Consider the following 13050-nt stretch of genomic DNA (forward strand, 5'->3'; position numbering starts at 1 on the left):
ACGCCCAGAACGAGGTCTATGTCGACATGATCAAGGCAGGCATCGTCGATCCGGCGAAAGTGGTGCGCACCGCACTCCAGGATGCCGGCTCGATCGCAGCCCTTCTGATCACCGCCGAAGCGATGATCACCGACGTTCCGGCCAAGGATGCAGCACCTGCGGGTGGCGGCGGTGGCGGCATGGGCGGAATGGGATACTGAGGACCTGGCGCCAGGAGAAAGCCATGCGTGAACCGACACTGCTTCCGGTATTCCGCACGCTTGGGGCAAGCCGCCGGTCGCCGTTGCGGCGACGCCGGCCAGATCCAGCAGCATGAAGAACGTGGTTGCCAGCATTCGGGAGGGGCTCGCTTCACAGGGCGAGCCTGGTTTCGAAGCTGGGCGTGGCCCTGTGGACAGTCGTTGTGCTGGCGGCAGTGTTTTTCATTGTGCACGCCTGAACCGGTCGGTGGCGGGCGAGAACCAAGAGGACTCGGAATATGGCAACCGCTACGCGCTTCGGATGGACCATCCGGACAGCTGGACCATTTTCGACGTCTTCACCGGCCAGCCCGCCGAGTCCGGCCACAAGGTCATGGTCGGAGTTAATGCTGGTGAAGCGGACGAGATGGTCAGACGGTTGAACGATCAGGACGCCAAGCGGCGGGACGAGGCCGACCCGACTGACCTGTGCTGACAAACCGGCAAGCTGCTGGAATGATTCGCTAACCAGCTGTGGGTGTGTACAGTCGCATTGTCGCCGGCCGGGACATCGGTACCGGCGCTTGAGAGCGACCATCGCTTTCCCGCCCCTCGATGGGAGCCGCATTATGGACAACGATCATTCGGCCGATGCTATTTCAACTTTTGACTGCAATATTCTGCGCGACGCGTTTACAACTCGGTCATTGAAAAGCAGATCCCCGAGGATCAGTTGCAGGCCTACGCTGTGCTTTTGATCCGCGACTCGGCAACTCCGATTTTGGTTCAGCACTGCTGGCCTGGATCGTAAAGAAATTAACTTTGTCGCCGTGCCTAACTTGCCGGAGCGGACATCTGCTCGGCGCTCGCTTTCATTTTTGCCTGAAAGGATAATGAGCATGAGATACATGAAAACTCCGGACGCTCCGGTCGTAACGATGGAGCCAATCGTCGAGGCCGCAAAAGTCCTATCGAAGCGGCTGACGATCAGAAGCGACGAAGCCGCAAGACGAAAGATCGCCGACACCGACGGCACGATGCGGCGGGCGCGCCAACTTGCGGAAAGCAATCGCCTGATTTGATGAATTGACGCCAACGTCCTGCCGCGGTTGACGCTTATTACGTCATGCGCGTCGGCACGTTACATCTATAACCATATTTCGCTCCAGGAGATATTGACCTCGCCAAGGCCGTCGGCGACTCGCATCGCGACATCATGCGGTGCTGCTGGCCAATCCATTCGCAGTCTGCTGGAGGTGGCCCCGGCGATGCATATCTTGAGCCTAAGACGCCCATTTCAATGCAAAATATGCGTCTTCTATCGGGCGACCGTGCAACCCCGTTTGAGGGCGGAGATTGGGGCGCGAAGCCGCCGTCCCACTCAGCAACACAAACGGCAATCCCAACGCCAGCATCGCTAACAACCAGTCTGCTTTCGGCAGGAGGTTAAGTCGGACGGAATGACCGAGATGAAGGCGCATTGCTGCCGCTAGCTAGGATCCGCTACGAGGATGGGGAAGCACAAGCAGTGCGTTGGAAAGGCGTCAGGCTGTTCTTTCTATGCCTAGGAATGTGCGTATATTGTGCGTAAGAGAGAGGTCGGAGATTTGTAATGACCCACGCACAGCTGGCCCAATCGAAAGTGGTCTCAGGTTTTGTCGACAGCCTGCAGGAGCCGCGCACGCCTTATATCTCGCCGAAGCGCCTGTCGCAGGCGCTTGGCGTGAAGGTGGCCAACCTGGCGCAGTTGACCGGCGTCCACCGCAACACGCTGCGCAATCCCTCGTCGGAGCGCCTGCAGGGTCGGATGCGCGAGATGGTGAAGGTGATTTCGGCCGCAACGGAACTCACCGGCGACGTCAAGAAGGCGATCTTTTGGTACCGCAATAAACCGATTGCCGACTATGGCCATCGCACGGCTGCCGAACTCGTCGCGGACGGCCAGGTCGAGGCAGTCCTGGCCTTCATCCGGGATTTCGAAAATGGGGCGCGTGGGTGAGGATCACCCGAGTCGGTCCAGACGAATCGCTATCTGACACCCAAATGGGCTTTCCTGCCCATCAGCGGTGCAGGCGCGGCGATCGACGGCGGTCGTTTCAACCGGCCATGCGTCGAAGCACTCTATCTGTCTCGTTCGACCCAGACGGCTCTTGACGAATACAAGCAGGGCGCCAGCATCGTCCCGCCGGCAACGCTTGCCGCCTACAAGATCACGCTCGCCTGAGGTGGCGGACCTTTCGCAGGGATTCGACCCGGAGATCTGGGACAGCGCTTGGCAGGAATGGGATTGTGCCTGGCGCCAGATCGCTCGCATCGACAAAAGCGTCACGCCGGTGGCACCAACCTGGTGGTCTTTCCGGCCAGTCTTGTCGAAGGCGATAAGATCACCGTCCATGATCCCGATCACCGGCTGCCGCACGACCAGTCGTCCTGGCCGTAGGAATCGACTGTCTCTGGGATCACAACGCGACGACGCCCCCCGTCACGGCGCTTGGTCCCCAACGAGACCGTCCTCGCCGTCGCCCTCCCCGCTAGCCAGCCCAACCGGTATATCGCCGGCCAGCAACTTCTCCTTCGACAGGAGGCCTGAGTGAACCCCGTCCCCACCCGACCGCGGTAAACCAGCTTCCCCTTCTCATAGGTGCCGAGGATCAGCGAGGCCATGCTTCGGCCGGTGTCGTTTGGGCGGTAACCACAACGACGAATTCCTGTCGTTTGGTGCATTTGATCTTGAGCCAGCTGGTCGTGCGGTCGCCGATGTAACGGCTGTCGGCGCGCTTGGCGATAACGCCTTCGTGGCCACCCTCGCACATGGCGTCGAAGACTTGTCTGCCCCGGTCGACGATGTGGCCGGAAAACTGCAGGCTGTCGCCGACGTCGCGGTCCCCAAGGAGCAACTCCAGCCGCTCCTTGCGATCGAGCAGCGGTTGGGTCGACAGATCCTCGCCATTCAGCTCGAGCAGATCGAATGCATAGAACTTGAGGGGCACACCTGCGGCGATGCCGGTTTTCAGCATGGAAAAATTGCTGCGGCCCTGGCTGTCGATCGCGACAATCTCGCCGTCAATCAGGGCAGAGCCTTTGGTTAGCGCCTGAAGCGGCGGCAGGATGACCTTGAACTGTCGCGTCCAGTCGTGGCCGTTGCGGGTGTAGACCACCACTTTAGAGCCGGAAATCGCGACCTGGGCGCGATACCCATCGAACTTCATTTCGAACAGCCAATTGCTGCCCACAGGTATCTCGTCGGTCAAAGTGCAGAGCTGGAACGGACGAAACGCTGGCGGCGGATATGTAGGGGTAGATTCTGAGTCCCGGCGCCGTGGGCGCTTTTTGCTGAGGGCGGCCTCTACGGCCGGCATGTGGAACTCGAATACATGGCTCGATTCAATACCCTGAACGGGATTCGGTTCCACTCCGGTAAGTCGAGACATTGAACCGGAAGACACTGGCTGCGTTGTTGGGTCTGGAATGGCAATCTTTTGGAGGACGAAATGGCCAATACAGGAACAACACGTGGACGCAACCAGGATCGCGTGAAGGTCGCTGGCGGGCAGGATCATGAAGTGAAATACGAGGCGGGTAAGACCGGAGCGAGCAAGGCCGACGTGAAGTCAGCCGTGAAATCGGTCGGGAACAGCCGCAAGAAGGTCGAGGATAAGCTAGGTAAGAACTGAACCACGGGGTCCGGCTAGATGCTCCGGGTTGCCACGTTCAATGTAAACGGCGTCAATGGTCGTCTGCCGGTCCTCATCGCGTGGCTAAAGGCCACGCGCTATGACGTCGTCTGCCTTCAAGAACTCAAAACCTCGGACGAGAAATTTCCGGCCGAGGCGATCGGCGATGCTGGCTATGGCGCGATCTGGCACGGCCAGAAATCCTACAACGGCGTCGCTATCCTGGCTCGCGGAGCTGACCCGATCGAGCGCCGACGCGGGCTTCCTGGCGACCCTGACGATAGCCATAGCCGCTATATCGAGGCGGAGATCAGCGGGCTCGTCGTCGGATGTCTCTACCTGCCAAACGGAAATCCCGCCCCTGGTCCCAAGTTTGACTACAAGCTGCGCTGGTTCGACCGCCTGATTAGCTACGGCCAGGATCTGCTCAAAGCGGGAGCGCCGACCGTGCTGTGCGGCGACTACAATGTCGTTCCAACTCCGATTGATGCCGTGGTGCCGCGACGATGGATCGGCGATGCGGTTTACTTTCCCGAGAGTCGCCAAGCCTATGCCGCGATGCTCGAGGACGGCTGGATCGACGCGGTCAGGCGCATCCATCCGGAAAAGGGCGTCTATACGTATTGGAATCACTCCTATGGCGGCGGCTACGACAAGAGTTCTGGCCTGCGAATGGATCATCTGCTGATCAGTCCCTCGTTATCGCCCAAGCTTCGCGGTGCCGGGGTGGATGTTGAGACGCGAGGGTGGGAGAAGCCCAGCGATCATGCGCCGGCATGGATCGAGCTAGAGTAGCCCGAGTTTGAGCGGCTGCGGCACGACTTCGCGCTTTGTCCGAAATTTGTAACAATCTTCGGACGTGCCACCTTGCCATTGTCCGAAACTTGTCACATATTTCGGACATGACCAAGGTCGAACAACATGACACCGATATTCGCTCGCGCGTGCTCGCGCGCATCGAGTCCAAGCCCGAGGAGGTCTGGACACCCGGCGACTTTGCCGATCTCGGCGCGCGCGCCGCCGTGGACAAAACCCTGCAGCGCCTAGCGGCCGCCGGGGATCTTCGCCGGATTGACCGTGGCCTCTATGACCGCCCGCGGACCAATCCTCTGACCGGCCGCGCCACCGTGCCGGACTATCGCGCCGTGATCAGGGCGGTGACACGCCGCGACAACGCGCGCACCGTCATCGATGGCATGACGGCCGCCAACGATCTTGGGCTCACGACGGCCGTACCCGCGCGAATCGAGGTGCTGGTCGATGCGAGATTGAAGCCGATCAAACTCGGCACCCAGGAAATCCACTTCAAATACGCCGCGCCGAGCCGTCTTTATTGGGCGGATCGGCCGGGAATGCGGGTCGTCCAGGCCCTGTATTGGATGCAGGATATGCTGACCCAGGACAGCGAGCGCAAGCGGATCGCGACCATATTGCGCCGCCTGCTTTCTGACCCCAAGCACGGCGAGGCGATTTGCGAGGATCTGCGCGCCGGTCTTTCCGCCGTGCCGATCTGGATGCAGGAGTTCCTGCGCCAACTGCTCAGCCCGGGAGCCGGGCTCGAGGGTAAGTCATGAGCACCGACGCCTACCGTCAGATCATTGCCGCACCGCCACGTGACCGGCTCGATCTGTTCCTCGCGACGGCCAACCGCATCGGCGCGCCGGTCGGGAATGTCGAAAAGGACTTCTGGGTCTGCTGGACCCTCAATGCGCTCTATCACGAACGGCCGTCAGGAGAGCCGCGGCTGCTGTTCAAGGGCGGCACATCGCTGTCGAAAGGCTATGACCTCATCAAGCGCTTTTCCGAGGACATCGACGTCACCGTGTTCCGCGACGACCTCGAGGAGCCAGCCTCGGTCGAAGAGCTCGAGGCGCTATCGAACAAGAAACGTCGCGCCAAACTCGACGCCATCCGAGATGCCTGTCGCGCCTATATCACCGGCCCGCTCAATGAGTTCCTCGCCGCCCAGTTGGCAGACCTCACCAAAGGGGCGGGGCGCGTGGAAATCGATGACGCCGATCCCGATCGGCAAACCCTGCTGCTTTGGTATCCCGAAGTGGAGCCGCGCGATGGCGCCTATGTCCGACCGGCGATACGTCTTGAATCCGGCGCAAAATCAGCGCTCGATCCCCATGGGCCTCTTACGATTACTCCCTATGTCGCCGAGGAAGCAGCCGGCGTTGATCTCGCCGTGCCGGACGTCACCACGATCGAGGCGACGCGGACCTTCTGGGATAAGGTGGTGATCGCTCATGGACTGCGCCGCTGGTATGAGCGGCGTGGTGAACTACGGCAGGAAGGTCAGCGGGTCTCGCGGCATTACTACGACTTGCACTGCCTCATGCAGTCGGAAACCGGGAGAGCGGCGATCGCCAACCTCGATCTTGGCGCCGATTGCGTGCGTCACGCGCTCATGTTTTTCGATCGGCCGGACTATGATCTTGCCTCGGCAGTGCCGGGGACCTTTGCGATCGAGCCCGCGACCAAGATGGTCGATGCGCTTGCGCGCGACTACACCAACACGACTGCGATGATCTTCGGCACCCCGCCAAGCTTTGACGGCATCCTAGCCTCGGCCCGGCAGATCGAGCAGAGCATCAACGGCGGGTAATTGTTCGCAGCCGCGTCCGCCTTCTCTCCAATGCGCGAGCCGTCTTTCTTGCGGCCCTCAAATCGTCGAGAGTCGGCTGCCACCAAACTGTTCCATCGATCTTCGTCTTGGATCGCGAGGGCCAGGTCTTGATGAGCTCATCGAGGTCGGCGGGACGCCATTGCCCCCAGACATAATTATGGTGGTCTGGAAGGTCGGAGTAGTGGGAACGAAGTATCTCGCCGTCGACGGGCTCACCATCGCATCCGACGACGACGACGACACCAAAGCTTCGTGTCATCACGGGCCGTCCAAAAGGTGGAAGATTGTCAGGGTCCAGCGGATAGCGCCTGCGGCGGCGTTCTATAGCACGCGCGCGTGACGCCAGGTCTTGCGGAGACCCCCGCCTCTGCGCCGCGCGCTGCTTTCGTGCTTCGGGCTCGTTGCGAATGGCGGCCGCCTCGATTTCCGCCCAGCGTCGATGCAGTTGTTCGTACGAGCGAAAAGGCACTGTCCAAGCGCGCCTGTCGGGATCCCAGAACGCAAACGGCACGTCGCGCATCGTGTTTACCACCGAGCGAGAATATGGTGTTTGCACCTCCAGCCGATCCTGGTGCACGAGCAGGTACTTGGAAACGATAGGATCGAAGGCATAGGCGTCGCGTCCCCTGCTGTCAGCATGCACGTTCAATCCGGCTAATTCTTGCTCCAGCCAACGATTGAAGCGCCGAGCGGCGGTCTTTCCCGGGACAAACCAGGCCTTGAGTTCATCGCTCCAACGGGCCCGGGGAAAACTCTTCCGGAAGCGTTCGACGGTGATCCTGTCATAGGGGAACGAAGCCGATGCGCCCGTTGGGACATCGTCATTGGAACTCGACCCATCCGTTCTCTTCATGATCATGGCGCCGCACCTCACCGCATCTCTTGCCAGGAGAACGCTTTACGAAGGCGCAAGTGCCCTTGGCGTAGCTTAGTTCGCAAGGGCTTGGTCGATAGCGCGATCGGCGATCCAGCGGGCAATGCAACAAGGTCTGCGCTTTTCTCAGAAGGCCGAGAGGCCGATCAAGCTGGATCTGCGCCAGCTTTCTTGATTCGACACCGGCCGCTCCGGGGCCGGAAGCGGACCAGCAACTTATGGCGTCCGAACAACGATAGCTGACATTTCACCAGATAGGCCGCATCGACCAGATCTGGATTGCTCCATGGCAATGTATCGTCGGGTTCCTGTTCATGACTGACCGATGCCGACCTGCTCGCCTGGAGGCTGGGGGAGGAGCGGCCCGGGGGAGTCTCTGGGCCGGCATCGGTCACCGCCGGCACTACTCTGTTGCCGGCGGAAGCTGAGGATTGGCTTTGATGGAGGCAGTTTGCCCCATGATCGGCAACCTAGGGGGTGGAGAACGACCTACTGCATTCCGCGGAGGGCATTCACGTCGGCGCAGAACTCGGCGTAAGGCTTGCTCATGGCCGCGTCGTTGCATTCTCGCATGATCATCTCGCGCATGGGCTGCGGCTTCGCCATGAAGGCCGCCTTGAACTCCGGCATGGGCTTCAGGGTCTTCATCGACGCATCGGTGTAGAACGGCGCCAGGTTGTCGACGACATCGAGTGCGCCCGCAATTGCCGTGCTTCCGAGAGTGCAGACGGCAAAGGCACCGAGACAGATCGCTTTGATATTCATGGTATAGTCCTTCTCCTGGGTTGCGCAGCTATCCCATCGATAACTGCTGGTAATTGTTCAGACTGGTAGAAAACCGCCGGCAGCCGAGCCGACCGTCGCCCCCGCGACAGCGCTGGTGAGACCAGGCTCAACCACGGTGATGATGACGTCGATGTTTCCGCGTGTGGCCTTGGAGTATGGGCACGTCTGATGAGCCGCATCCGCCAGGGCTTGGGCGACGTCGCGCTCTAGACCGGGTAGGCTCACGTTGAGCCGGGCCTGAAGGGAGTAGGAGCCGCTCTCCAGGCAAAGGTCGACCTCGGCATCGATGGCCAGGTCAGCCGGAAGAGCGACCTTCATTTTGCGGGCAGCAATTCCCATTGCCCCCTCGAAGCATGCCGACCAGCCGGCTGCAAACAGCTGCTCCGGGTTGGTGCCGGAGCCGGGACCGCCGGGAGACGAAAGTTTGATATCCAAGCGGTCGTCGGAGCTGCGAGCAACGCCGTGTTCACGACCACCCTCAGTATGGGTCTTGGCCGTGTATATTGCTTTTCCTGACTGTGTCATGATCAATCCTCGCTATTGCAGTTCTTTGCATTTGGCAGCGCCGAATGTGCTTCTCAAGTACGGGGGAACATGGCTGCAAATCTATTGAACTAACGTATCGTCGATACTTTCGGATTGGCGCGCCAGACCTTTAGCTGCATGGATTTTGCCATCTCAGCATCGGATCGTTCACTAGACAAAGAGACGGCCTAGAGCGTCTCGGTCAGAGAACGATGGCAAGATGTCACGGCAGCGGAGCGGCGGCTCTGGATGAATAACGCCCAAACCAACACCTAAGCATCATCGACTCGAGTGCAACATGTGGCGCATCTTTGCGCCGACGGCTTTCACCAGCCGTAGCGAAAGGGCGAGATGGAGAACGAACTCAGCCGCGTCGTCGATGCTCTCCCTGGGTTGATTTGGAGCGCGCTGCCGGATGGATGTACCGACTTCGTCAATCAACGCTGGTGCGAGTATACCGGTCTTTCAACCGGCGAAGCCCGTGATGAGGGCTGGCAAGTTGCCGTGCACCCGGATGATCGGCCACGCCTAACCGACGACTGGGAAGCAATACTTGCCTCCGGTGCGCAGGGGGACATCGAAGCTCGGATGCGGCGCTTCGATGGGACGTACCGTTGGTTCCATGTTCGAGCTTGCCCGCTGTTCGGTGAAAAGGGCGAGGTCGTCAAATGGTGCGGGATAAACACCGATATCCAGACGCGAAAGACCGCAGAAGAAGCGATTCGCGCCGAGGAAAACCGCTTCCGGGTAATCATCGACGGTCTCCCGGCGATCGTAACGCTCATGTCCTCTGACGGCCAGTTCGAACACGCCAACCAATACATGCTCGATTATATCGGCGTGACGCTGGAACAGATGAAGTTAAAGGACCGGCCCTTAGGCAAGGCTTATCATCCTGATGACCGGCCGGCGATCCTTGTCAAATGGATGGAGTGCGTCCGGACCGGCGAGCCCTACGACCATGAGGCACGCCTGCGTCGTGCTGATGGGAAATATCGCTGGTTTCATACGCAGGGATATCCGTTGCGAGATGCTGAAGGTCGAATTGTCCTTTGGTATCTTCTCCAAACGGACATTGACGAGCGAAGGTGCGCGGAGGCGCTGCTTTCCGGCGAAAAGCGCCTGCTTGAGATGGTTGCGTCTGGCAACCCGCTTCCCGTTGTTTTGGATGAACTTTGCGGACTGCTGGACAAGATGGCCAACGGTTGCGTCAGCGGCGTCCTGCTACTCGACCGCGCAGGCCTGAAAGTAGAACGTTCGATCGGACCTGGACTGCCCACCACATACAGCAAGGCTCTGGAAGGCAAGACGGTAAGTCCCGAGGCCGGACCATGTGGAATGGCAGTTTGTCAGAAAATTCAAGTCATCGTCTCGGATGTCACAACAGATGCGAGATGGAATGAAACAGGATGGCAGGCACTTGCCCTTGCCCATGGGTTGAAGTCTTGCTGGTCAACGCCGATTATCGCCGCCACAGGTGAGGCACTCGGAACTTTTGCAATCTATAGACCAGATGGCGGTCTGCCCACCGCATTCCATCAGTCGCTCATGCAGAAACTGACGCATATCGCCAGTATTGCTGTAGCGCGCACGCACAGTGAGGACGATCAGCAAAGGGCAGAAACTCTTCTGGCACATGAAAAGCGGCTCCTCGAAATGATCGCGTGGGGTTATACACTTCCTGTCGTGCTCGACGCTTTGTGCCGCCTGGTCGAAGATATGGCCACCGGCTGCCATTGTGGGATCCTTTTTTACAGCCCGGACGAAACAACATGGCAGCATGGCGCCGGCCCTGCGCTTCCGTCGGGCTATAACGAGACAATGCACGGCAGACCGGCCCACAGGGCATCTGGACCCTGTGGGTTGGCGGCTTCCGAAAAGAAGCAGGTGATCGTTTCGGACATTGCGACAGATATGCAATGGGACAAACACGGATGGCGTGCACTTGCCCTCTCGTACGGTATCAAGGCGTGCTGGTCGTCGCCAATTCTCTCACACGACAAGAAGGCATTGGGTGCGTTGGCTTTCTACCAGTATGAGCCGGGGCCGCCGAGCACCTTTCAACGCGAACTCATTGCGCAGTTGTCCCAGATCGCAAGCATCGCCGTCGAACGTGCGCGAAGCGAAAGCGCGCTAAAGCGGAGCGAGGCATTCTTGTCCAAAGCCCAGCAACTCAGCTTAACGGGCAGCTTTTCGTGGCGCGTGGGAACTAGCGAGATCACCTGGTCCGAGCAGGCCCATCGAATTTTTGAGTTTGAGCATCGCGTGCCCGTAACGATTGAACTACTCAGTTCGCGCATCCACCCCGATGACCTTGAACTTCTCAATGAAATGATCGATCGAGTTCGGGGCGCCGGCAGTGATTTCGAGTATGAGTGCCGGCTGCTGATGCCCGATCGGTCTACAAAGTATCTGCATGTGGTGGCTCATGGCACTCGCGACCATGATGGGGCACTCGAGTACATAGGCGCAGTTCAGGATGTAACTGAGCGGCGCCTCTCGGAGGAAGCGCTCGGCAAAGTTCGGTCGGAACTGGCGCATGTTGCCAGAGCAACGACACTCGGCGCACTGACTGCATCAATCGCGCACGAGGTGAACCAACCTCTCTCCGGTATCATGACCAATGCAAGCACCTGCCTGCGCATGCTTGCGGCAGATCCGCCCAATGTCGATGGGGCTCGCGAGACGGCACGGCGCACTCTTCGCGACGGCAAAAGGGCTTCGGATGTGATCGTGCGATTGCGCGCCCTCTTTGCCAAGAAGAACGAACTCACGGAATCGGTGGATCTTAACGAGGCGACCCGAGAGGTGATTGCACTGTCGTCGAATGACCTACAGAGAAACCGGGTCAATCTCCGCGCCGAATTCCGAGATGACATTCCGCCTATAGCTGGCGACCGCGTTCAGCTTCAGCAAGTTATTCTGAACCTGTTGCTGAACGCCTCCGATGCAATGAAAGGCGTTGACGACCGGCCAAGGCAATTGCTGATCAGAACAGATCGAGATGAAAGCGAGCATGTCCAACTCACCGTGCAGGACACGGGAGTGGGTTTCGAACCACAGGCCGTGGAGAGACTTTTCGACGCCTTTTATACGACCAAAACTAGTGGCATGGGGATCGGCCTATCAGTTAGTCGGCATATCATCGAAAGCCACCAAGGTCGGCTCTGGGCCTCCTCTAATGAAGGTCCCGGCGCGACATTTTCATTTTCCATCCCCCGGAAGTCCGTGCGGACTCGAGACAGTGACCGCTCCGGGCACAACCAAACCTCTGCCGATGTGGAAATTGGGCAAGCTATGAGGAAAAACTAATGGTATCCAAGTCGCTCGTGTCGGTCGTCGATGATGACGAGTCCGTTCGCGAGTCGCTGCCTGACTTGCTCAGGGAGTTCGGTTTTGCGGTTCAGGCGTTCTCATCGGCAGAGGAATTTCTAGCATCCGATTGGATGGACCGAACTGATTGCCTGGTCCTCGACGTAGTCATGCCAGGGATGACGGGCCCTGGCCTGCAACAGGAACTCAAACGCCGTCGGCGATCTATTCCTATCGTATTTATGACGGCACATGAAAACGAGGCCATACGTTCACGCGCACTCGCGGATGGTGCTGTAGATTGCCTCTCCAAGCCTTTTTCACAGACTGCCTTACTCGATGCTCTCAACATGGCGCTGCAAGCGACCTGACGAGCTTACTTGGAACGTAAATGCGGCTCACCCAGCGATAGAGGCCCAATCATGTCGCATGCCCAACCAATTGTATTTATTGTCGACGATGATGTCTCCGTGCGTGAATCGCTCGAGGCTCTTATCAATCTGACCGGCCTCCGGGTCGAAACGTTCGCGTCTGCGGAAGAATTTCTTATGCGGCCGCGTGTATCCGTGCCGAATTGCTTGCTCCTAGACGTCAGCTTGCCTGACTTGAATGGTCTCGATCTGCAGAAACAAATCACTGCCGATCGCGCCGACATGCCGATCATTTTTATTACCGGCTACGGCGATGTTCCGATGACCGTCCGGGCGATGAAGGCCGGGGCGGCTGAATTTCTGACGAAACCGGTGAGCGATGACGTTCTGTTGGACGCTATCAGCCAGGCTATTGAGCGTAGCCGCGAAACAATCGACCGTGACGCCGAATTGCAGGCTCTTCGGGACGATCAAGCCACACTAAGCCGTCGCGAACGAGAGGTCATGGCCTTGGTGACGTCCGGCCTCATGAACAAACAGGTCGGCTTCCAGCTTGGGATCAGCGAAATCACTGTGAAGGCTCATAGAGGCCGGATGATGCAAAAGATGAAGGCCGGTTCGCTTGCCGAATTGGTGAACATGAGCGCTAAGCTTGGCTCAGCTAGCGCGGTGAAGGCGTGACTGCCACCGCGAGCCG

General features: G+C 59.1%; 14 protein-coding genes and 2 pseudogenes. 12 read left to right on the forward strand and 4 right to left on the reverse strand.

The window, feature by feature from the left end; genetic code table 11:
• From groEL to EN955_RS35330, 5 genes and pseudogenes are all read left to right on the forward strand, one after another.
• Positions 1-200, forward strand: a pseudogene (gene groEL, locus EN955_RS09350) (chaperonin GroEL); the annotation flags it as partial.
• Between the two features lie 112 nt (positions 201-312).
• Complete coding sequence (locus tag EN955_RS35325; protein ID WP_024504928.1) at positions 313-675, forward strand: hypothetical protein; 363 nt, start codon at positions 313-315, stop codon at positions 673-675.
• A 403-nt stretch (positions 676-1078) separates the two neighbouring features.
• Positions 1079-1261 carry a hypothetical protein gene (locus tag EN955_RS09365; protein ID WP_024504929.1) on the forward strand — a complete coding sequence of 61 codons (183 nt, stop codon included), beginning with the start codon at positions 1079-1081 and terminating at the stop codon, positions 1259-1261.
• A 530-nt stretch (positions 1262-1791) separates the two neighbouring features.
• Positions 1792-2178 carry a hypothetical protein gene (locus EN955_RS09370; RefSeq protein ID WP_024504930.1) on the forward strand — a complete coding sequence of 129 codons (387 nt, stop codon included), beginning with the start codon at positions 1792-1794 and terminating at the stop codon, positions 2176-2178.
• Between the two features lie 81 nt (positions 2179-2259).
• Positions 2260-2403, forward strand: a complete 144-nt coding sequence (locus EN955_RS35330) for an RES domain-containing protein (protein WP_245265393.1) — start codon at positions 2260-2262, stop codon at positions 2401-2403.
• A 427-nt stretch (positions 2404-2830) separates the two neighbouring features.
• Here the strand turns inward: EN955_RS35330 and EN955_RS09385 are convergent, their stop codons facing one another.
• A complete protein-coding gene (locus EN955_RS09385) occupies positions 2831-3430 on the reverse strand; it encodes an RNA ligase family protein (protein WP_164753104.1) in 600 nt (199 codons plus the stop codon).
• Positions 3431-3670: 240 nt separating this feature from the next.
• On the opposite strand from EN955_RS09385, the gene EN955_RS09390 reads away from it, so the two are divergent.
• The 4 genes from EN955_RS09390 (at position 3671) to EN955_RS09405 (ending at position 6464) form a co-directional block, all read left to right on the forward strand.
• Complete coding sequence (locus EN955_RS09390) at positions 3671-3853, forward strand: DUF3606 domain-containing protein (RefSeq protein WP_024504934.1); 183 nt, start codon at positions 3671-3673, stop codon at positions 3851-3853.
• Between the two features lie 18 nt (positions 3854-3871).
• Positions 3872-4648 carry an exodeoxyribonuclease III gene (gene xth / locus EN955_RS09395; protein ID WP_024504935.1) on the forward strand — a complete coding sequence of 259 codons (777 nt, stop codon included), beginning with the start codon at positions 3872-3874 and terminating at the stop codon, positions 4646-4648.
• A gap of 107 nt (positions 4649-4755) precedes the next feature.
• Entirely contained in the window at positions 4756-5427 is a 672-nt protein-coding gene (locus EN955_RS09400) for a DUF6088 family protein (protein ID WP_024504936.1), read from the forward strand.
• Positions 5424-6464, forward strand: a complete 1041-nt coding sequence (locus tag EN955_RS09405) for a nucleotidyl transferase AbiEii/AbiGii toxin family protein (protein WP_024504937.1) — start codon at positions 5424-5426, stop codon at positions 6462-6464. Before EN955_RS09400 ends, EN955_RS09405 begins: the two co-directional genes overlap by 4 nt.
• Here the strand turns inward: EN955_RS09405 and EN955_RS09410 are convergent.
• The 3 genes and pseudogenes from EN955_RS09410 to EN955_RS09420 all read right to left on the reverse strand — a co-directional run.
• Positions 6451-7344 (reverse strand): hypothetical protein, encoded by an 894-nt coding sequence (locus tag EN955_RS09410; RefSeq protein ID WP_338101344.1) that lies wholly within the window; start codon positions 7342-7344, stop codon positions 6451-6453. The genes EN955_RS09405 and EN955_RS09410 overlap by 14 nt on opposite strands.
• A gap of 504 nt (positions 7345-7848) precedes the next feature.
• The gene (locus EN955_RS09415) at positions 7849-8124 is read right to left on the reverse strand and encodes a hypothetical protein (RefSeq protein ID WP_024504939.1); all 276 of its coding nucleotides are present in this window, start codon (positions 8122-8124) and stop codon (positions 7849-7851) included.
• A 129-nt stretch (positions 8125-8253) separates the two neighbouring features.
• Positions 8254-8670 (reverse strand): annotated as a pseudogene (locus EN955_RS09420) (organic hydroperoxide resistance protein); the annotation flags it as partial.
• A 351-nt stretch (positions 8671-9021) separates the two neighbouring features.
• Between EN955_RS09420 and EN955_RS09425 the strand changes: the two are divergent.
• Genes EN955_RS09425 through EN955_RS09435 form a run of 3 tightly spaced genes read left to right on the forward strand, consistent with a single transcriptional unit; the run spans position 9022 to position 13034 of the window.
• Positions 9022-11982, forward strand: coding sequence for a PAS domain-containing protein (locus EN955_RS09425; RefSeq protein WP_024504941.1), 2961 nt, complete (start codon positions 9022-9024; stop codon positions 11980-11982).
• Positions 11982-12353 carry a response regulator gene (locus tag EN955_RS09430; RefSeq protein WP_024504942.1) on the forward strand — a complete coding sequence of 124 codons (372 nt, stop codon included), beginning with the start codon at positions 11982-11984 and terminating at the stop codon, positions 12351-12353. The genes EN955_RS09425 and EN955_RS09430 overlap by 1 nt, the downstream gene beginning before the upstream one ends.
• A gap of 51 nt (positions 12354-12404) precedes the next feature.
• The gene (locus EN955_RS09435) at positions 12405-13034 is read left to right on the forward strand and encodes a response regulator (protein WP_024504943.1); all 630 of its coding nucleotides are present in this window, start codon (positions 12405-12407) and stop codon (positions 13032-13034) included.
• The last annotated feature ends 16 nt before the right edge of the window (positions 13035-13050 follow it).

This window comes from Mesorhizobium sp. M7A.F.Ca.CA.001.04.2.1 (assembly GCF_003998485.1).
In the GTDB taxonomy this organism is placed as follows: domain Bacteria; phylum Pseudomonadota; class Alphaproteobacteria; order Rhizobiales; family Rhizobiaceae; genus Mesorhizobium; species Mesorhizobium ciceri.

Bases quoted from the DNA above. Each gene is read 5' to 3' on its own strand.
- EN955_RS09400 (WP_024504936.1), top strand. From the start codon at position 4,756: ATGACCAAGGTCGAACAACATGACACCGATATTCGCTCGCGCGTGCTC.
- EN955_RS09425 (WP_024504941.1), top strand. From the start codon at position 9,022: ATGGAGAACGAACTCAGCCGCGTCGTCGATGCTCTCCCTGGGTTGATT.
- EN955_RS09365 (WP_024504929.1), top strand. From the start codon at position 1,079: ATGAGATACATGAAAACTCCGGACGCTCCGGTCGTAACGATGGAGCCA.
- xth (WP_024504935.1), top strand. From the start codon at position 3,872: ATGCTCCGGGTTGCCACGTTCAATGTAAACGGCGTCAATGGTCGTCTG.
- EN955_RS09370 (WP_024504930.1), top strand. From the start codon at position 1,792: ATGACCCACGCACAGCTGGCCCAATCGAAAGTGGTCTCAGGTTTTGTC.
- EN955_RS35325 (WP_024504928.1), top strand. From the start codon at position 313: ATGAAGAACGTGGTTGCCAGCATTCGGGAGGGGCTCGCTTCACAGGGC.
- EN955_RS09415 (WP_024504939.1), bottom strand. From the start codon at position 8,124: ATGAATATCAAAGCGATCTGTCTCGGTGCCTTTGCCGTCTGCACTCTC.
- EN955_RS09430 (WP_024504942.1), top strand. From the start codon at position 11,982: ATGGTATCCAAGTCGCTCGTGTCGGTCGTCGATGATGACGAGTCCGTT.
- EN955_RS09410 (WP_338101344.1), bottom strand. From the start codon at position 7,344: ATGATCATGAAGAGAACGGATGGGTCGAGTTCCAATGACGATGTCCCA.
- EN955_RS09435 (WP_024504943.1), top strand. From the start codon at position 12,405: ATGTCGCATGCCCAACCAATTGTATTTATTGTCGACGATGATGTCTCC.
- EN955_RS09405 (WP_024504937.1), top strand. From the start codon at position 5,424: ATGAGCACCGACGCCTACCGTCAGATCATTGCCGCACCGCCACGTGAC.
- EN955_RS09390 (WP_024504934.1), top strand. From the start codon at position 3,671: ATGGCCAATACAGGAACAACACGTGGACGCAACCAGGATCGCGTGAAG.